At 49.6% G+C, this 18,795-nt stretch carries 21 protein-coding genes and 1 pseudogene; 8 read left to right on the top strand and 14 right to left on the bottom strand.

Annotation, left to right across the window (positions count from 1 at the left end):
- Positions 1–19 precede the first annotated feature (19 nt).
- Positions 20–124 (bottom strand): small membrane protein YoaI, encoded by a 105-nt coding sequence (gene yoaI / locus PUP35_RS08480; RefSeq protein WP_111965575.1) that lies wholly within the window; start codon positions 122–124, stop codon positions 20–22.
- A 145-nt stretch (positions 125–269) separates the two neighbouring features.
- Here yoaI and PUP35_RS08475 point away from each other — a divergent pair, with 145 nt between their 5' ends.
- Positions 270–716: a DUF441 domain-containing protein gene (locus PUP35_RS08475; RefSeq protein ID WP_024908579.1), complete on the top strand. Its 447-nt coding sequence runs from the start codon at positions 270–272 to the stop codon at positions 714–716.
- Here the strand turns inward: PUP35_RS08475 and PUP35_RS08470 are convergent.
- Complete coding sequence (locus tag PUP35_RS08470; RefSeq protein ID WP_133294188.1) at positions 700–1,491, bottom strand: AraC family transcriptional regulator; 792 nt, start codon at positions 1,489–1,491, stop codon at positions 700–702. The two genes, PUP35_RS08475 and PUP35_RS08470, sit on opposite strands and share 17 nt — an antisense overlap.
- Before the next feature lie 99 nt (positions 1,492–1,590).
- Between PUP35_RS08470 and PUP35_RS08465 the strand changes: the two genes are divergently transcribed.
- A complete protein-coding gene (locus PUP35_RS08465; protein ID WP_115874788.1) occupies positions 1,591–2,778 on the top strand; it encodes a CynX/NimT family MFS transporter in 1,188 nt (395 codons plus the stop codon).
- A gap of 31 nt (positions 2,779–2,809) precedes the next feature.
- Here PUP35_RS08465 and PUP35_RS08460 read toward each other — a convergent pair whose 3' ends face one another.
- Positions 2,810–3,517, bottom strand: coding sequence for a CTP synthase C-terminal region-related (seleno)protein (locus PUP35_RS08460; protein WP_127730432.1), 708 nt, complete (start codon positions 3,515–3,517; stop codon positions 2,810–2,812).
- Positions 3,518–3,618: 101 nt separating this feature from the next.
- On the opposite strand from PUP35_RS08460, the gene PUP35_RS08455 reads away from it, so the two are divergent.
- Positions 3,619–3,963, top strand: a complete 345-nt coding sequence (locus tag PUP35_RS08455) for a DUF488 domain-containing protein (RefSeq protein WP_115874786.1) — start codon at positions 3,619–3,621, stop codon at positions 3,961–3,963.
- Here the strand turns inward: PUP35_RS08455 and PUP35_RS08450 are convergent, their stop codons facing one another.
- The gene (locus tag PUP35_RS08450) at positions 3,964–4,269 is read right to left on the bottom strand and encodes a periplasmic protein (protein WP_045401563.1); all 306 of its coding nucleotides are present in this window, start codon (positions 4,267–4,269) and stop codon (positions 3,964–3,966) included.
- An 80-nt stretch (positions 4,270–4,349) separates the two neighbouring features.
- Complete coding sequence (locus tag PUP35_RS08445) at positions 4,350–4,604, bottom strand: putative hemolysin (RefSeq protein ID WP_111965569.1); 255 nt, start codon at positions 4,602–4,604, stop codon at positions 4,350–4,352.
- Between the two features lie 309 nt (positions 4,605–4,913).
- On the opposite strand from PUP35_RS08445, the gene PUP35_RS08440 reads away from it, so the two are divergent.
- The gene (locus PUP35_RS08440; RefSeq protein WP_127732765.1) at positions 4,914–5,942 is read left to right on the top strand and encodes a sensor domain-containing diguanylate cyclase; all 1,029 of its coding nucleotides are present in this window, start codon (positions 4,914–4,916) and stop codon (positions 5,940–5,942) included.
- A 45-nt stretch (positions 5,943–5,987) separates the two neighbouring features.
- Positions 5,988–6,086, top strand: a complete 99-nt coding sequence (locus PUP35_RS08435) for a YoaK family small membrane protein (protein ID WP_029739841.1) — start codon at positions 5,988–5,990, stop codon at positions 6,084–6,086.
- 131 nt (positions 6,087–6,217) lie between these two features.
- On the opposite strand, the gene PUP35_RS08430 is transcribed toward PUP35_RS08435, so the two are convergent.
- The 3 genes from PUP35_RS08430 to PUP35_RS08420 form a co-directional block, all read right to left on the bottom strand.
- Complete coding sequence (locus tag PUP35_RS08430) at positions 6,218–6,466, bottom strand: GlsB/YeaQ/YmgE family stress response membrane protein (RefSeq protein WP_008500746.1); 249 nt, start codon at positions 6,464–6,466, stop codon at positions 6,218–6,220.
- A 285-nt stretch (positions 6,467–6,751) separates the two neighbouring features.
- Positions 6,752–8,236 carry a sensor domain-containing diguanylate cyclase gene (locus PUP35_RS08425; protein ID WP_441315735.1) on the bottom strand — a complete coding sequence of 495 codons (1,485 nt, stop codon included), beginning with the start codon at positions 8,234–8,236 and terminating at the stop codon, positions 6,752–6,754.
- A gap of 113 nt (positions 8,237–8,349) precedes the next feature.
- Positions 8,350–9,870 (bottom strand): EAL domain-containing protein, encoded by a 1,521-nt coding sequence (locus PUP35_RS08420; protein ID WP_274242687.1) that lies wholly within the window; start codon positions 9,868–9,870, stop codon positions 8,350–8,352.
- A gap of 235 nt (positions 9,871–10,105) precedes the next feature.
- On the opposite strand from PUP35_RS08420, the gene PUP35_RS08415 reads away from it, so the two are divergent.
- Positions 10,106–11,605, top strand: a complete 1,500-nt coding sequence (locus PUP35_RS08415; protein WP_133294183.1) for an EAL domain-containing protein — start codon at positions 10,106–10,108, stop codon at positions 11,603–11,605.
- Positions 11,606–11,893: 288 nt separating this feature from the next.
- On the opposite strand, the gene PUP35_RS08410 is transcribed toward PUP35_RS08415, so the two are convergent.
- The 3 genes and pseudogenes from PUP35_RS08410 to PUP35_RS08400 all read right to left on the bottom strand — a co-directional run.
- Positions 11,894–12,139: a DUF2543 family protein gene (locus tag PUP35_RS08410; protein WP_111965567.1), complete on the bottom strand. Its 246-nt coding sequence runs from the start codon at positions 12,137–12,139 to the stop codon at positions 11,894–11,896.
- A gap of 74 nt (positions 12,140–12,213) precedes the next feature.
- The gene (locus PUP35_RS08405) at positions 12,214–12,561 is read right to left on the bottom strand and encodes a DUF1304 domain-containing protein (RefSeq protein ID WP_115874783.1); all 348 of its coding nucleotides are present in this window, start codon (positions 12,559–12,561) and stop codon (positions 12,214–12,216) included.
- Between the two features lie 77 nt (positions 12,562–12,638).
- Positions 12,639–12,809, bottom strand: a pseudogene (locus tag PUP35_RS08400) (isocitrate/isopropylmalate family dehydrogenase); the annotation flags it as partial.
- A 320-nt stretch (positions 12,810–13,129) separates the two neighbouring features.
- On the opposite strand from PUP35_RS08400, the gene PUP35_RS08395 reads away from it, so the two are divergent.
- Complete coding sequence (locus PUP35_RS08395) at positions 13,130–13,939, top strand: hypothetical protein (protein ID WP_274242682.1); 810 nt, start codon at positions 13,130–13,132, stop codon at positions 13,937–13,939.
- Between the two features lie 311 nt (positions 13,940–14,250).
- Positions 14,251–15,371, top strand: a protein-coding gene (locus PUP35_RS08390) for an IS3 family transposase (protein ID WP_274242680.1) whose coding sequence is annotated in 2 segments (ribosomal slippage) — positions 14,251–14,509 and positions 14,509–15,371 — 1,122 coding nt in all. Because the reading frame shifts where the segments join, the coding sequence is not laid out codon by codon here.
- Between the two features lie 96 nt (positions 15,372–15,467).
- On the opposite strand, the gene PUP35_RS08385 is transcribed toward PUP35_RS08390, so the two are convergent.
- The 3 genes from PUP35_RS08385 to icd all read right to left on the bottom strand — a co-directional run bounded on the left by PUP35_RS08385 (position 15,468) and on the right by icd (position 18,698).
- Entirely contained in the window at positions 15,468–16,184 is a 717-nt protein-coding gene (locus PUP35_RS08385; protein WP_274242678.1) for a HEPN domain-containing protein, read from the bottom strand.
- Positions 16,184–17,299 carry a DUF262 domain-containing protein gene (locus PUP35_RS08380; RefSeq protein ID WP_274242675.1) on the bottom strand — a complete coding sequence of 372 codons (1,116 nt, stop codon included), beginning with the start codon at positions 17,297–17,299 and terminating at the stop codon, positions 16,184–16,186. Before PUP35_RS08380 ends, PUP35_RS08385 begins: the two co-directional genes overlap by 1 nt.
- A gap of 148 nt (positions 17,300–17,447) precedes the next feature.
- Positions 17,448–18,698 (bottom strand): NADP-dependent isocitrate dehydrogenase, encoded by a 1,251-nt coding sequence (icd, locus tag PUP35_RS08375; RefSeq protein WP_023292761.1) that lies wholly within the window; start codon positions 18,696–18,698, stop codon positions 17,448–17,450.
- Between the last annotated feature and the right edge of the window lie 97 nt (positions 18,699–18,795).

The raw sequence follows: 18,795 nt of genomic DNA, 5'->3' as shown, positions 1-18,795 counted from the left end.
TGCGGTGGCTGACGCCCTGTCAGCCTTTTCGTTCCAGAAACAGCACGGAGGCAACGAGAATAGCGGCAATAGCGAAAAACGATGAGGAGATAATCAGCGTTTCAACAAACATGTGATCGTTCATGATGGCGCCCCCTTTTGCGATATCTGCTTTCGTTTTAATCCGCGTAAATGACAAGGTAATGACAACGATAAAATCTTTTTAAAACTGTTCTCTGCCGCGTTTGCGCGTACAGTAAACAGAACAATTTTTCTGGCAAGGATTCCCTATGTTTGACCCTACTCTGCTCATTCTTCTGGCACTGGCCGCGCTCGGCTTTGTCAGCCATAACACCACCGTCGCCATCTCGATTCTGGTGCTGATTATTGTGCGCGTGACCCCGTTAAATACCTTTTTCCCGTGGATAGAAAAACAAGGCCTCACCATCGGGATCATTATCTTGACCATTGGGGTAATGGCGCCGATCGCCAGCGGCACCCTTCCCGCATCAACCCTGCTGCACTCGTTCGTAAACTGGAAATCGCTGGTGGCGATCGCGGTGGGGATTTTTGTTTCGTGGCTGGGGGGACGCGGCGTCACGCTGATGAGCAGCCAGCCCTCGCTGGTGGCGGGTCTGCTGGTGGGCACCGTGCTGGGCGTGGCGCTCTTTCGCGGCGTGCCGGTCGGCCCGCTGATTGCGGCAGGCCTTGTCTCTCTGTTTATCGGGAAGTCGTAGTCAGGCTGGCCATATAACGCGCTGGCGTCTGGCCCAGTCCCTTTCTGAACATGGTGATAAACGCGGTGGTAGAGTCATAGCCCAGTGACTGGGCCACCTGCTGTACCGATTTCCCGCCGATCAGGTGCTGTAATGCCACAATCAGCTGCAGCTGGTGACGCCAGCGGCGAAAGCTTAAACCGGTCTCTTTCACCACCAGCCGCGCCAGGCTGCGTTCGCTCATGGCGAAGTGGCTCGCCCACTGCGCCAGCGTCTGCCAGGCGGCGGGCTCTTCCGCCATTTTCTCGCTCATCAGCCGAATTTTGGGATGGGGCGAGACGGGCAGCTGCAGATGCTCCTGACGCTGGAGCGGCAGCTCGTCAAACAGGACGTCCACCAGACGCGAGGTGGCCGCGAGCTGCAGCTGTTCACGAGATTTTTCCGCGAGCGATAAAATCAGCTCCCGCACCAGGGGGGAGATTTTCAGGGTACAGCAGCGCTCGGGCAGGCTGACGGCCCCCGGCTCAATAAACAAAAAGCAGAGCTGCGCGCCCGGCGTGGCCCTGTTGCTGTGCGGCATCTGGCCGGGGATCCAGACGGCATACTGAGGTGGCACCATAAGCATGGCATTTTCCACTTCACAGGTGATTGCGCCGCCGAGGGCAAGAATCAGCTGCCCCTTACGGTGATGATGCCGGGGAATATACTGTTCCTCCGCCACTACCTGAATGCGAAATGCGACGGCCGCATCGTACTGGCTATCAGGATCGTAGCCTTCCAGTCCCAGACCAATCATCAGTTTGTCCGATATTAGCGATAAACTGTCATTTTAGCCTGATTTCAACCGCTGATAAAATGGGTATTGTGTGCGCTCGCTTGAACGTATGAGAACATAATGACTACTGCTATTCGCACCTCAGGAAAACACGGCGCGCTGTTGGTTGCAGGCATCCTGATGATTGCCACTACGCTTCGCGTCACCTTTACCGGCGCAGCGCCGCTGCTCGATACAATTCGTCTTGATTATGGCTTAAGTACGGCGCAAACCGGTCTGCTGACCACCCTGCCCCTGCTGGCTTTCGCCATTGTCTCGCCGCTCGCCGCGGGCGTTGCCCGGCGTATCGGCATGGAGCGCAGCCTGTTTATCGCCCTGCTGCTGATTTGCGTCGGGATTGCCGTTCGCTCCCTGCCTTCCGCCGCTTTGCTTTTCACCGGAACGGCGATCGTCGGCTGCGGTATTGCGCTCGGGAACGTGCTGTTACCCGGATTAATTAAGCGTGATTTTCCCGGCCAGGTGGCGAAGCTCACCGGCGCCTATTCCCTGACGATGGGCGTCTCGGCGGCGTTCGGTTCGGCAATGATCGTTCCCCTGGCACAGGGTAGCGCCGGCTGGCATGGCGCGCTGCTGATGCTGATGGCGTTTCCGCTGGTCGCGCTGCTGCTCTGGCTGCCCCAGTGGCGTCAGAAACACGTCGCAACGGTAACGGCCGCAGGCGCGCTACATAACCGCGCGATCTGGCGCTCGGCCCTCGCCTGGCAGGTCACGCTCTTTTTGGGGATAAACTCGCTGATTTACTACGTCATCATCGGCTGGCTGCCGGCGATACTGCTGAGCCACGGCTACAGCGAAGCGCAGGCCGGCTCGGTGCACGGTCTGTTGCAGCTGGCTACGGCCGTGCCGGGACTCGCCGTTCCGCTGATCCTTCACCGTCTGAAAGACCAGCGGGCGATCGCAGGCGCGGTGGCGCTGATGTGCGCGATAAGCGCGGCGGGATTATGGTTTATGCCGGGCATGGCGGTTATGTGGACGCTGGTGTTTGGCTTTGGCACAGGGGCAACGATGATCCTCGGCCTGACGTTCATCGGTCTGCGCGCCAGTTCTGCACACCAGGCGGCGGCGTTGTCCGGCATGGCGCAGTCGATTGGCTATCTGCTCGCCGCCTGCGGTCCCCCGCTGATGGGGAAAATTCACGATAGCGCGGGAGACTGGCAAATCCCGCTTCTGGGCTGCGCCCTGGCCGCCGTGATAATGGCCCTCTGCGGCATCTTAGCCGGGCGAGACCGGGAGATCGCGCCCCGTTAAACAGTGTGGCAGACCCTCGGGTCTGCCTTTTTTACCCGCGAGCGGCGCGCAGCATCGCCTGCACCAGCACGACCGGACGCCCTTCGAGCGCGGCACGCTCGTGCTGGAATAAGGTGATCACGAAGAACGGGTGCGTAACCAGCTCCGCGGCGCGAATTTCCCCCCGATCGTCCCAGCCCGTAACATGCATATCACCGCTTTCCAGCGCCTGTGCAAACGCCGGCGACACGCCATAGTTACAGTGATACCCCTCTTCAATTTCCGGTTTGCCGTACGCTTTGGCGATCAGCGTATTTTTGCGCAGTTCAATAGCATCGGTTTTTTCCACCAGCGAGCAGGTCAGCGGCGCAATCACCATGGTGCCTTCGGTATCCGTCTCAGCGTGTGCCGCATCGGCCCAGCCCAGCACGTTTCGGGCATACTCAATCAGCGCATGCTGGAACCCGCCGCAGGTGCCCAGGAACGGAATGCTGTTTTCACGGGCGTAGCGCGCGGCGATAAAAGCGGCCTCGGTGTTTTTGTAGGGGCTGGCAGGAACCAGCCAGATGGCATCGTAGCCCACCAGATCTTCAGGGCTAGTCAGCTCCGTGGTGGCCAGCCAGTCGTAATCGGCGGTGAGGTCAAGGACTGCGGCGGCGTCGTCAATGGCCAGCGGGATCGCCTGATGCGCAATAACATTGGGATTGTAATCGCCAACAAGCGCAATGCGCAGCGTCGTTTTAACCGGGAGGTGTTCCATGAAAGGTTCCTTATGCCAGAGTATTATCAGATAACATAAGGAACCTCAGACTACCGATCTTTTGCAATTATCACAATACCTTAAATTGGGAGGGTGAAATCATGATTCAGTGCAAACGCGTTTACGAACAGGCAGTTCCGGACGACGGCTATCGGGTGCTGGTGGACAAGCTCTGGCCTCGCGGGGTTAAAAAAACGGACCTCGTTTATGACGAATGGTGTAAAGCGCTCACGCCCTCGAATGAACTACGCAAGGCCTTTCATAGCGAAACCATTGATTTCACCGCCTTCAGTAAGGCCTATCGGGAAGAGCTTGCGCAGCATGCTAACGAGGGAGTGCGTCTGGCGACGCTGGCGCGCAGGCAGACCGTCACCCTGCTCTTTGCTGCCAAAAACACGGAGCAAAATCACGCCCTGATCTTAGCCGACTGGCTGCGTCATCTGTGATCAGCCGATCGTCAGTTCATCCAGAATTTGCGGCGCTTCATCCGGGGTGAGCGGCATCAGATGTTCGGCGCGTACAAACGCAAAGCCGTGCTGGTTGTCAAAGGCGTAGACATCACCCGTCACCAGCCAAAGCGCGCGATCTGCGGTGGCCGGTAATTGCGTCATCACGCCGTTGACCGGGTTAACAAAACGCAGACCAGGCTGGCAGAGGCCAAATAGTTCAACAGATTTACCAATATTGCGACGGCCTGACGCCGTGCGGGCACCCACGATCATCGCCATGCTGCCCGGTTTTAGCTGAAACATACTTCTCTCGCGGAAACGAATGCCAGAAACTGGCTAAGATTAATCCTAAAGAGAAGTGTATCGCAGGCGGTATCCGTCTGTCACCTGGTGGGTTGCGGACGATCGCGACGATAGAGCGTCCATTCATCGATCACTTCCCCGCCCGGTAATTTGCACTCGGTGCGAACGCCCTGCGGGCTTTGAACCGGGATCTGTTCCCCGCCTTTCTCCAGGCAGTAGACGGAGGCCGGGTTCGCCATACCAATAACGTGCGGCGGTTTCGGCGCATCGGGTGGCGTGGGTTTTGCGGTACAGGCGGTCAGGGGAAGCGCCAGCGCCAGAAGCAGAAATCTCATCTCATTGATCCTTTTGACGTCATTACACCCTAAGGGTAACGGGTCATCGCCGCGTTCTCCATGATTTCTCCATTTTAACTGCACTTTTCAGCACTATAGTGTGGCATGTTCTCGATATGACCAGAGAACATCATTCCGTAATCAAGATGTCTTTGCCCCGTTCTCAACAACGGGGCTTTTTTTCACGCATGCTGCCCTCTCCCTGCATATATTAAATTTTCTGTATTCATGTTTTACTATGCCTGAAGCCTCAAAACTCAGCATAACATGCAGATGCAGACGTCTTCTGCCTGGGAGTCATTCTACGTCATGTCGGATCTTATCCTCGCTCGCGTTTCAGAAACCCTTGCCACCGAGCAGTCCCTTGAAAGCCTCGTTCGCCAGCTGCTGGAGATGCTGGAGATTGTCACCGACATGGAGTCGACCTACCTGACGAAGGTCGATATCGAGGCGCGGCTGCAGCACATCCTCTACGCCCGCAACAGCAAGCAGATGACGATCCCGGAGGGTCTGAGCGTCCCATGGGACGAGACGCTGTGCAAGCGTGCGCTGGACAGTGACACGTTATTCAGCAATGACGTACCCGAACGTTGGCCCGAGTGTGAAGCCGCAAAAGCGCTTGGCATTACGACCTACATGAGTATTCCTGTCCATCTTGCGGATGGTTCACTCTACGGTACGCTCTGCGCCACCAGCACGGCCAGAAAGCCGCTTAGCGAGCGCGGGGAACAGGTTCTGAAGCTCTTCGCCGGGCTGATCGCCCAGTCCATTCAGAAAGAGTCGCTGGTAACCCAGCTTCGCGAAGCCAATGCGGCCCTCATCGCGCACTCCTACACGGATGCCCTTACCGGTTTACCCAACCGTCGCGCCATTTTTGAAGATCTGACCACGCTGTTTTCTCTGGCCCGGCACCTTAAGCGTAACGCCATCATCGCGTTCATCGATCTGAATGATTTCAAACTGATTAACGATCGTTACGGCCATGAGGCTGGCGACCAGTTCCTGATAGAAGTGGGCAAGCGTTTGACGGAAGAGAAACAGGAGGACGATATTATCGGCCGACTGGGCGGTGATGAATTTCTGGTCGCATCGCTGAGCCAGCTCCACGAGGACGGAGATAACGCGCAGGTTACGCTGCTCAAAACGCGCCTCAGCGCCTGTATCGCAGGCGAATACTGGCTGGGCAGCGTTCATATTATTTATCCGGGCGCCAGCCTCGGCGTTATCGAAGTGGACCCTGCCGCAACCGATCCTGACAGCGCATTACGCGACGCGGATGTCGCGATGTATCAGGATAAGAAAGGAAAAAGCAAAACACGCTTTCTCACTATGGATTAACCCCGTACACTCTACGGCGTTACAAAAACCGAAACAGGTGATGATATGAGAATAGGGATCCTCTTCCCGGTCGTTATTTTTATAACGGCGGTGATTTTTTTAGCGTGGTTTTTTGTCGGTGGTTACGCGGCGCCTGGGGCATAAATGAGAAAAACGACCCTCATTATGCTGATCGTTGCCATCGCGGCGTTTGCCGGCACCCAGCTTGGCTGGTGGTAAACGCCAATACGTAAAAAGGCCGCCATCTGGCAGCCTTTTTTCAACGCTTTTAAGCCTTAGCTTTTGATTTTTCTGTAGATAAACAGAACAACCAGCGCACCAATCACCGCGACGGCGAAACTGCCGAAGTTAAAGCCATCGACTTTGCCAAAACCGAACAGCGTACTGATCCAGCCGCCGACTACTGCGCCGACAATACCCAGTATTACGGTGACGATAAACCCACCGCCATCTTTGCCCGGCATGATCCACTTCGCCAGAATACCCGCAATAAGCCCAAAGATAATCCAGGATAAAATTCCCATAACTTTCCTCTCTGTATGGTTTTTGTCATTAAATCAACGACACAAAAAAGAATAGCACAGGATTTCAGAAAGGAAATTTGTGATAGGCGTCACAATGAGAGAGTGAGTGATTATTCATCAACAAAAAGAGCGTGCCACATAAACTGTGGGGTTGCATCTTTTGTTGAGAAAGATTATCTTTCTCAACACTGAATAGTTGAGCGAAATACTCAGGTATTCAGTACGACATTGCTCACATTGCTTCCAGTATTTCTTGCCCACTCCTGAGTGGGCTTTTTTTTCTGCTCATACCCCAACAAACGCGTAACGGTTACGTCCTGCGCGCTTTGCCTGATAGAGGGCCTGGTCAGCGGCAATAATGATATTTTGCTGGCTGCCAGCGATGTCGACGGCACGTGCGGTAGAAATCCCGACGCTGACCGTTACCCGTCCGAAGGGGCTAAAAGCATGCGCAATTTGCAGGGAAAACACATTGCGAATAATCGTCTGCGCCAGTCGGAGCGCATCCTGGATATCCGTATCCGGCAATATCAGCGCAAACTCTTCTCCGCCGTATCGCGCCACAATCTGATTATCACGCGTAAGGCTCTCCCTGAGGCTGTTTCCGAGCATTGCCAGACACCGGTCCCCTTCCGGATGACCGTAGTTATCGTTGTATTTTTTGAAGTAATCCACGTCTACGATCAGTATCGAAATCGGTGCGTCATGCTCAGCACACATAGTGATTTCCGAGAGGATTTTTTCATCAAAGAAGCGGCGGTTGTACAGCCCGGTCAACGCATCTTCTGAGGCAATAATCTTCAGCGCTTTGTTATCCCTTGTTTTTCGGGACAGGTCGGAATACAGGAAGTATGACGCCACAATGAGGATCGCCGTGAACACGAAAATGAGCACCGCCAGCTGAATGGCCTGTTTGCGCCAGGGTGCAAGGGCTTCATCAATGCTAACGGCCACGGTGGTGACCAGTCCGTAGCGTCTGTTTTTCTCGTAGGCATAAATGCGCTCGATTTTATCAAACCGTGAGATGGAGCTGGCTATCCCCGAATTTTGTACCTTGAGATATTTCCTGAATAGCGGTGAATCAGAAACAATCGTGCCGATATAAGTATTTTTAAAGGGATAACGGACCAGCAGCACGCCTGATTGCGTCGTTAAGCCGATGACGCCCGAGTGACCGATATTAATCTGCCCGTAGAGTGCCAGAAAATTTTCGATACCCAGCGTCACCACCACCACTCCGTTAAATGCCCCGCTCTCGGTTTCAAGGCGTCGACTGATGGTGATAACCCATTTGCCATTGGTTCTGCTTACCACCGGCTCCCCAATAAAAATCTGCTGAGTTTTATTTTCTTTGTGATAGATAAAAAACTCTCTGTCCGAGCCTTTGCGTGACCCGGTAAAACTTTCATGCAGTGCGGTGAAGATATCGCCCTGAGCGTTGTAAACAACCACATTATTAATCTGGGTAAGAAGGTTATCCTGATTATTGATCACGTGCTGAATATTGGTCGCCTGCTGCGGGGTCATACCATAAATTTCGATTATGTCGGAAACGGTAGTAATTAACATTTCACTCTGGCGCATGATCCCCTCGGTGTAGACATCAAGGGTATGGCTCAGGTTAGCAACGCTGGTATTAATTTGCTGGATTGACTGCTGTCTGGACGTGGCTATTTGGACGGCGAGCGACAGCGAGAGGATCAATGAAACAATGATGACGGTAATGGTTGTTGTGTAAAAAGTATTTTTCACATGCACGAGCTTTTCCACCTTATCACGCCTGACATCCCTGGCTGACAACTCTTGTCACTGTAACAAAGCTCGGGATAAGAGGAAAATGAATTGCACTTAAGCAGACAACGGAAGCTTGCCTTTATTTTGATTTACAAACTTACGATCTCCCTGGGTTTAGATAAAATGACTTTAATAAAATCGATATAGGAGACGGGCTTACCAAAATAATATCCCTGTAACAGGGTTATCTCATTACGGTTGAGATACTCCAGCTGCTCTTTTGTTTCTACTCCTTCAGCTACAATGCGCAATGAGAGTTTTTTCGCCAGATCAATGACGCAGTCCAGCAGGATCGTTGAGTCCTTTTCCTCTGAAACCCGGTTCACAAAGCTTTTATCAATTTTAATATAATCAATGGCAAGCGCATTAAGGCATGACAGCCCGGAATAACCCGTACCAAAATCATCAAGGGCAATAACAAAACCGGCGTTATGCAGCATGTTGAGGTTTTCCACCAGGTGAGGATTATCGATCAGCGGTTCACGCTCGGTCACCTCGAGAACCAGTTTGACTTCTTTACCCTGAAACCCCTTCCCGAAGACGCGACAGTCCCCGATAAAGGAAGGTGCATTGATGTGTCTGGCGCTGATGTTCACCCCGATATGAAACCCGTCCGGTAGCTTAGGCAACAGTGGTTTAAGCTGTGCGACCACTTTCGCCATCAACCCTTTGGTTAACGGGATAATTAAACCGCTACGTTCGGCAATCGGAATAAAGACATCCGGCGGGATAAAGCCTGATTTTGGATGTTTCCATCTCGCCAGGACCTCAACGCCGTACAACCCGCCGGTATCCCCGTTCACGATCGGCTGATAATAAGGCTCGATCTCCCCCTGCAAAATGGCTTTGCGCAAATCGTCTTCGAATGAGGTGCTTTTCCCCTTGTAACGACGGATCAAAATGCCCACCGCCACGGATAACGCAAGAATAAGCAGTATCAGGCTCCATCCCTGCTGCAGTAGCCGCGTCAGGCTAAAAAAGGCAGGAGGCTGCCAGGCCAGGCTAAAGGGGAACTGCGAAGATGTCGTAAGTGACCCCGCCCACGAGGCCGCTTTCCAGCCGGTCACATCACCGCTGCGGGTAAACATTCTTTCGCCGACAACCAGTCCCAGGCCAACGCTATTTGATGCGCTCGTAATGGCATCCTGCAAATGCGCGTCGCTGATGCTGACCATGACGCGCCCTCCCGCAACGGGCATCTGAAAGACAAGCACCGGCATGCCGTTCACCAGCCGATTGCCGGGTAGCAGCATCAACTTTTCGGCAGGTAAGGTCTCAGGGTGAATAATCAATACGCCATTCCCGGGAAGGGAAGTACAGATGATTCTGCCCTGCTGCTGGATCATGATGGCGCGCAGATGCGGTTTTAGCGCGGCTTCCGTCCCCAACGCCAGCTGTCCGCTACTGGTACACCCCTGCTCCGCAACGCGCTTCGCCGTGCTGGCCGCACTGACTGCTTCAGCCAGAATACTTTCTATTTTTTGGGTGCTTGCCGTCGCGGCATGACTATTACTCAGCTTCGCCATCTGCCATAGCTGCCAGTTAATAATCAGAATGCCGCTCAGAAAAAGAAACAGGGCACTCATAATAGGGATCATCACGTTGCGCATGATGTTTTCCTTAATAGAAAAAACAAGCATGGATGTACTAGAAGAAAAGCCTGTGCTAATCCGGCGTTGCTTATGACAATGAAAATAGCTTAGCTGAGAATTGTCTTAAAAAACTGATGCTTTCGTATGAGTTCACCTGCCCGAATTTGCTCACATGACGTGACTATCAGGCTTGTTCCTTGCCCTGGCTGTGTTAAGCTTTGTGAAATCAGGGAGCGGACTGGATATCTGGAAAATGAAAAAGCGCATTGCCGTTGCTATCGTTTCAACGCTTCTGGTCTTCCTGTCTCTTTATGCCGTCAATGCTGTCATCACAGGACAGCAGAAGAGCAAACAGCTCGAAATATCCCGAACCCTTTTACATTATTCAGAAGACCTGTCCCAAAACGTTGCGCTGGGCCTAAAAAGCATAACGACGCAGGGATGTGATAAAGCCAGCCTTGATAGCTACAGACAAATCAAGCTTAATAATCTTTATTTTGGCGATATTGGTTTTATCGAAAAGGGAAAAATAGTCTGTACCGCTTTTTGGGGGAAACTCGCAACGCCCGTTGCACTTCCTGCAGAACTGCATAAAACGCCGAGAGGCTTTCTCCTGGCCCAGTTTTCGCGAAAAGACTTTTTCACGGGCAACGCGGCAATTTATAACAATATTATTATCTTCACCTCCCGCTATGCTTACGATAAATTCAGCCCGGTTACCGCAAGTTATTCGCTAAGTGCTACCACGAAAGACTTCGGCAGAGTCTTTTTTTCGGCCGCTCCGGAGCTAAATCAGCAGAGCTGGCTGCATTCGACGTTGTTTACCCTGACCCTGACGCAGTGCAGCGCCTTCTGGGACCTGTGCGTCATCGTGAAGCATCATGACGCTGGGCTGGCCTCGTTACCTCCGTTTATCTTTGCGCTTCTTGCGGTCATTCTCTGTTTGATCTGGATCGCGATTACGTTGTTTATCTTCCGAATCTATGAAGATCGTTTTTCTCTGGAACGCACGCTGATCAAAGCCGTCATCACGAATACCATCTGCGTTAACTATCAGCCCATTATCCGCATTCACGATAAAAAAATCGTGGGTGTTGAAGTTCTGTCGAGATGGCGCGATCAAAAGCACGGGGACGTCTCTCCGGAGCTGTTTATTCCATTAATTAAGAAGATTGGTCTGTATAAAAAATATTATAGTAATATTATCGAAAAATCCCTTTCCGAAATTGCCCCACTGGCAATAAAACACCAGCTGATAGTCTCAATCAACGTTGGGCGGAAGGAAATTGAAGATGGACAGTTCATTACCATTTTGCGTCGTGCGTGTTTTGCCAATCACCTTCCCCTTTCCCTGATGAAGGTCGAACTCTCTGAGAAAGCCGTTTCAACGGCAGATATCCTCGAGGGGTTCTGTCGGGAGCTCAAATCGCTCGGCGTTAAAATATCAATAGATGATTTTGGCGTGCAAAACTCGAACCTCGCCCGCCTGTCGCTGCTTGAATATGATGAAATCAAAATTGATAAGTCGCTGGTTGACGGCATCAGCGAGCATTATAAGCAAAACATCTTCGCTATCTTCAGCGATGCTCTTGCAAGATTGAATAAAACGCTTGTATTCGAGGGCGTGGAAAATGAAATTCAATATCGCTTTATTGCGGACAGATATCCCGATGCCCTGATCCAGGGATGGTATTTTTCAAAAGCACTCACCCGCAGCGAACTGGCGAAGCAACTCACCGGCGTCACACCGTAATTCAAAACTGGCGTGCCCGTTTTTTTCAGTCGGGCATTTCAATTTTTTACGCAAAAACATATAGTCGTCACAATCAGACGGTAGATTACCCTGAAGCACACTCATATTTTGGTTAAAAACGTGAAATTATCCTTACTATTCCCAGTGGTACTCTTTTGCCTGACCGTTATTTTCGCGCTGCTTATCGACGCCCCCGCTTCGCATATTCTGCGGAAAAAGTGCATGTGGTCCGATAGCGTGATGCTTAGCTGTATCGCAAAGCATCAGCATAACGGTTTTTGAAGCAGGCTATTCATTTCCCCACTGATTGAGGAAGTTCGCAATATCATCAATGCGCCCCGCACGGATCCCGGCCTCAGCGGCCATCTCCTGCTGGGCTTCCTCGCTAATCTCCTCGTTATTCGATAAACGGGTAAGCAGCAGCTGGAAATAATGTGCCAGCGCGTCGAGCTCTGACTCAGCGACGGACTCTGCGGCTTCCGTCGCGTACTCATCGGCAATGTCATAATATTTCAGTGGGATATCGTTGTTCATAACTGTCTCGTTGCTAACCTGTAAGGGTGAAGCCATCAGTATATCGGACGCCTTATCTCAACCAAAGCATTGCTTCAGATGAGCAACGCAAGCAGCGCCGCGAGAGCGGGTACGGCCTGTACATACAAAATTTTCCGGCTGGCGGTGGCTGCGCCAAAGAGCCCGGCGATCAGCACGCAGGCCAGGAAGAAGATGGCCACCTGAATACCCTTTTCGCCGAGCCAGAGGCTCCAGAGCAGACCTGCCGCCAGAAAACCGTTATACAGCCCCTGATTCGCGGCCAGTACGCGGGTATCGCGCGCAAAATCAGGACGCAGATTAAAGGCCTTGTGCCCTGTTTTGGTATTCCACAGGAACATTTCCAGCACAAGAATGTAGAGATGGATGAGTGCAACGACAGCGATAAGAATAGTAGCTAGCATCGTGTTGTCTCCCGCAGGCAGAGGCAAAAAAAACGGGAACCCTCAGGCCCCCGCTATTGTTTAACCCAGAATCTGGATTACATGTTCGCGATAATCGCGTCGCCAAACTCTGAACATTTCAGCAGCTTAGCGCCTTCCATCAGACGTTCGAAATCGTAAGTTACGGTTTTCGCGTTGATCGCGCCTTCCATACCTTTAACGATCTGGTCTGCGGCTTCGAACCATTCCATATGACGCAGCATTATTTCATGAAATCATTCATGATGCATTGATTTTAAAGTAAAAATATCTGAAATATTGCTCTCGTCACACATTTTTAGGCACATGCTAACCTGATGATTGTACTTAATTATTTTTTGGTTTTGATAACCATTTTAGTAAGAGGATCTCTCAGCAACATTCACAACAGCTAGCATGTAACTTAATGAAAAAAAAGGGAAATTGAATTTCCAATCCCTTAATCATTATAGAACATGCTGAAAACCAACACTTTTTTGTAAAAAGGATTAGACTTTGATTACAAAAAACCTTAAAACTACGATGATTAAAAGAATAAGCGGATCTCTTAATGACTACCGTATTTTACAAACCGGGTGTTTTTGCTGCTTGCGATTCAAGATGGTCAATAAATGGCAATGAGATCAAAGATATACGCGAAAGTAAGTACGTTTTTCATAAATCGCCTAGCACTGGTGAGATGCTAGTGACACTACAGGCGGGAAGTCATATTGCAATTGTTCTTCATCAGGCTTTTCTCAGTCAACTGATCTCTCCTCCGCAATTTTTTACCCTTTTTAAAATGTATGAGGATCACTTCGAGCTTGACTATGACTCAATAACTTTCTTACTGTCTAACGGCGTTCTGAAGTCAAAAGCTCATACCTATTACCCTGATTATAAAGGGAATGGCATATACTCCTTTGGCAGTGGCGGCTACTATGCAGGTTCTTTCTACTATCATGCTAGCGTCTATAGCCGTAAAAAAAGGAACAAAGTTCCACCGAGAACTTTTGCTCATTCTTGTGGCATTGTCTGTGCAATGAATTATGCTTATAGCCAAGATGTATGTTCTGGTGGTAAAGTGCACAAACTTGAATGGGTGCAAAACCATGCGGCCCATGGGACAATGCTACCATTAAACCAAAATTATTTTACGGATCTTGAAACTACCCTTATTGAAACTTTGAGGGAGATACATGTCATGTACATCGAAAAAGCACAAAAACAAGTTGTTGCGTCATTAGCTGACAGAAAACGCGTGTTACAAGAGAAACAATCTCGTGGGCGTGTTACCGCCACAACACAGGCTAACAGCCAAGCCACTAAAATGACTGTTTCTACTGTAATTGACCATATAAAGTGGTTCGAGTCTCTGTAATCATTGCTGTTGCACTACCATGGGGTGTCGGGGGTCGGAGGTTCAAATCCTCTCGTGCCGACCAAAAACACATTGAAAACCAGCCTCTTATGGCTGGTTTTTTTATGTTTAAATTTTGTTCGGGGAATCATTGGGGAAAAATGGGGGAATAACCACCGGTATTTACACGCTACATTACAGGCCATTTATCGTCTTTAACCTAGTTAAGCGTATATGTAAGAACGCCGAGTACCGTAACATTGACCTGCTCCCCGTTGATTAATACACCCCGATGTTAGTAATGTCTTCATAAGCCACATGAGGACATCCCCATGAAGAAGCGTTTTTCCGACGAACAGATCATCAGTATTCTTCGCGAAGCGGAAGCCGGAGTTTCTGCCCGTGAGCTCTGCCGTAAGCACGCCATTTCCGATACCACTTTCTACACCTGGCGCAAGAAGTTTGGTGGCATGGAAGTTCCTGAGGTGAAGCGGCTTAAATCTCTTGAAGAGGAGAACGCTCGCCTCAAGAAGCTACTTGCCGAAGCCATGTTGGATAAGGACGCACTTCAGGTGGCTCTGGGGCGAAAGTACTAACGACAGGCCAGAAGCGGGAAGCGGTTGAGTTTATGTGTGATGCGACCGGTCTGTCGCAACGTCGTGCCTGCAGGCTTACGGGTTTGTCCCTGTCGACCTGCCGCTATGAGGCTCAGCGTCCGGCAGTTGATGCGCATTTATCAGGGCGCATCACTGAGCTGGCACTGGAGCGCAGGCGTTTTGGCTACCGCCGCATCTGGCAGCTGCTGCGTCGGGAGGGCCTTCACGTCAATCACAAGCGGGTATACCGTATTTACCACCTTAATGGACTGAGCGTAAAACGCAGACGACGCCGTAAAGGGCTAGCAACCGAACGGTTTCCGCTTCTGCGCCCGGATGCGCCGAACCTGACATGGTCGATGGATTTCGTTATGGACGCACTGGCCAACGGTCGGAGGATCAAGTGCCTGACCTGTGTGGATGATTTCACGAAGGAGTGTCTGACGATCACGGCTGCTTTTGGTATTTCAGGCGTTCATGTCACGCGTATTCTGGACAGCATCGAGCTGTTTCGGGGCTATCCGGCGACAATAAGAACCGATCAGGGCCCGGAATTTACCTGCCGCGCACTCGATCAATGGGCCTTTGAGCATGGTGTGGCACTACGGCTTATCCAGCCTGGTAAGCCAACGCATAACGGATTTATTGAGAGTTTTAACGGACGCTTTCGCGATGAGTGTCTGAATGAACACTGGTTCAGCGATATTCTTCATGCCCGGAAAACGATTAATGACTGGCGGCAGGATTATAACGAGAGCCGTCCCCATTCATCGCTGGATTACCAGACACCAGCTGAATTCGCAACGGACTGGCGAAACAGGAAATATGAAGAAAAACCAACCGACATTACTAGCTGAATGTTGTATCTACTCCTGGGGGCAGATCAAGTCACCTAAACAAACAGCCCACTATCATGATGATCGTGGTAAGGGTTGGTGTTATATCATCAACAGTTAGAGAGCTAAAGATGCAACTTTCCAATACCTACTTCCACTTTTGTTACAAACGTGTGAATAAAGAACTCTATCAATAACCCTAACGATCTCATAAACATTATTAAAATTATCTTTAACTGTCTGCTTACTCATTGGCATAGAAGAATACGAATGTGCTAGCTCTGTTCTGCTATCTGAAAAAGACTGCAATAATAACTTGTAGTCTTTCTTTCCTTTGACTGCCATGTCTTTAAATATATCTTTAAATCCGAAGCGGTTAAATAGTTGTTTGAGGTTTTTTTGTGACGGATATTTTTTATCCATTACAAGTTGATTCGTTTTAATTAAGTCTTTTACAGGCGAACCCTCAAGACATAGTTTTTTTGTCAAGATTTTTTTTGTTGAGATTTCATTAATAACTTTTCCTTCCGAACCATTTAACAAGAACTGGAGAAACATATTTTCATGATGTTTCAAAAGTGCATAAGACACTGACTCTTCTGGCAAATCTGACAAACACCCATCATGCTTTTCTAGCATATCGATCCAGTCTTCAAAAATCGCTTTAATATAATCTTCAAACGCAGCAGAAAGTCTGAAAATAGCATTATTATAAACGCACTGTATGATATCTGCTCTCAATTGTTTCTGCTTAGAGGCAAAAACAGCCTGTTCGAGTAGAGTATTATATATGTTCTCAAAATCTTTCCTAGCAGCACTTTTAACATATGCCATTATTGAAAACACTCTTGTATAAAGTTTTTCATTGTATTTATACGGTGCGTCACTAGCTGCGTTGCACTAGTACCAGATGTTATTGACTCTTCAAATCTTTGGTCAGATAAAACCTGTTGGAAACGCGTAAGAAAAGCGATACGCTCCGGTTCACTTAAGTTTTGGATACGGTTACGATTATAATCTCCAGTCATAAATGCAACAATAACAGCATCAAAAAGAGCAGAGTTGAAGTTTTTAACCTGTGGTTCTAAGTTAGGGTTTAATACTCTAAAAGCTTTTTTCCCAAATAATTTATTTATATTATTTAGTGCTGTCAAAAACTGACTCTTCCACTCGAGAACTCTTTCTGTGGAGACATCTTTAAAATCAGCGCTAAAGTTATTCAGGAACCGCTTAAGAGGTTTTCTATACGGATGTTCTGAATATGATAGCGCGAATGCTCTCAAAACAAGCTCATTATTTTTCATTCGCGTATCGTTTTTCATTCCAACTAAATCCATCCAAACTTTTTCTTCGCTAATTTCATCAATCATGGTAAATAACGGCCCATGATAAACGCCGTGTCGAATTTCTTGTGGATTTAACTGTACCGCACCAGTATTGATTCTTTCAAATACATCAATTTTAATTTGAGGGTGAGTTTCTTTAAGAATTGTTATACATCTTAAAGTGCGGTTCAAAATGTGTCGTCTAAAACGCGGATCTAGTGACGAAAAAAGATTCCCTTCTAATTCAGGGTATGCTGTCAACCCCTGTAATTCAAAGCCGTCCTCTATAAAAAGCTTTATAGAAGTGAGTCGTTGATTACCATCAATAACTGATAATTTTTCATCTTTCTCTTGGTTAAGATAAATAACTGGAATTGGGCATTGTATAATCAATGATTCAATCAATCTTGAGGCTTGACCACGATTCCATACGTATTTACGTTGGAATTCGGGAATAAAAACTGCGCCATTCCTAAGATATTCTACAAGTGTCGAAATTGAGAAATCATAAGTTTCTGTGTGTAAGCGGCGTTGTTCGGGGGGGATATCAATTATTGCAACATCATCATCTTTTATGATCGGGAACAGTTTGTCCGCAAGTTTTTTCGCATCATTAGCTGACATGATTCTTTCCTTATAAGTGACTAAGATAATGTTACTAAAACCTTATGTTTTGATAAACTATTTTGATAAAATTTTGATAACCCTTCGAATACTAATAATAAAAACGGGAACCAATCGGTTCCCGCTCTTGTTTAACCCAGAATCTGGATTACATGTTCGCGATAATCGCGTCGCCAAACTCTGAGCATTTCAGCAGCTTAGCGCCTTCCATCAGACGTTCGAAATCGTAAGTTACGGTTTTCGCGTTGATCGCGCCTTCCATACCTTTAACGATCAGGTCTGCGGCTTCGAACCATTCCATATGACGCAGCATCATTTCTGCAGACAGGATGATAGAGCCTGGGTTCACTTTGTCCTGACCCGCGTATTTTGGTGCAGTACCGTGTGTCGCTTCGAACAGGGCGCATTCATCACCGATGTTCGCGCCAGGGGCGATACCGATACCGCCAACCTGCGCTGCCAGGGCGTCAGAAATGTAGTCACCGTTCAGGTTCATACAGGCAATCACGTCGTATTCTGCAGGACGCAGCAGGATCTGCTGCAGGAACGCATCGGCGATCACATCTTTAATGACGATCTCTTTGCCGGTGTTCGGGTTCTTGATCTTCTGCCATGGGCCGCCGTCGATCAGCTCACCGCCGAACTCTTCTTTCGCCAACTGGTAGCCCCAGTCTTTGAACGCGCCTTCGGTGAACTTCATGATGTTGCCTTTGTGAACCAGGGTCACAGAGTCGCGGTCGTTGGTGATAGCGTATTCAATCGCCGCACGCACCAGACGCTTGGTCCCTTCTTCGGAACATGGCTTGATGCCGATACCACAATGCTCAGGGAAGCGAATTTTCTTCACGCCCATCTCTTCGCGCAGGAATTTAATCACTTTTTCTGCGTCAGCAGAGTCCGCTTTCCATTCGATACCCGCGTAGATGTCTTCTGAGTTTTCGCGGAAGATAACCATATCGGTCAGTTCAGGGTGCTTAACCGGGCTTGGGGTGCCCTGATAGTAACGAACCGGACGCAGACACACGTACAGGTCCAGCTCCTGACGCAGTGCCACGTTCAGGGAACGGATACCGCCGCCAACTGGCGTCGTCAGTGGGCCTTTAATAGCAACGCGGTAGTCGCGGATCAGGTCCAGCGTTTCTGCTGGCAGCCAGACGTCCTGGCCATAAACTTGAGTAGATTTCTCACCGGTGTAAATTTCCATCCAGGAAATTTTACGCTCGCCTTTGTAGGCTTTCTCAACAGCGGCATCAACCACTTTCAGCATCGCCGGGGTAACGTCTACACCGATTCCGTCACCTTCAATGAACGGGATAATCGGATTGTGAGGAACGTTAATCTTGCCGTTTTGCAGGGTGATCTTTTTACCTTCCGCCGGAACAACTACTTTGCTTTCCATTAACCTCTCCTTCGAGCGCTTCTGGTTGTTACTGATCTTATGTTAATAAATTGTAATGAGCCCTTCGATAGTACCTGATTGTCCTGCGCCATGAAAG

The organism is Enterobacter sp. S-33 (genome assembly GCF_028735835.1).
Classification (GTDB): domain Bacteria; phylum Pseudomonadota; class Gammaproteobacteria; order Enterobacterales; family Enterobacteriaceae; genus Enterobacter; species Enterobacter vonholyi.
The sequence above is the reverse complement of the archived record's forward strand: the minus strand, read 5'-3'. Positions and strand labels throughout refer to the sequence as shown.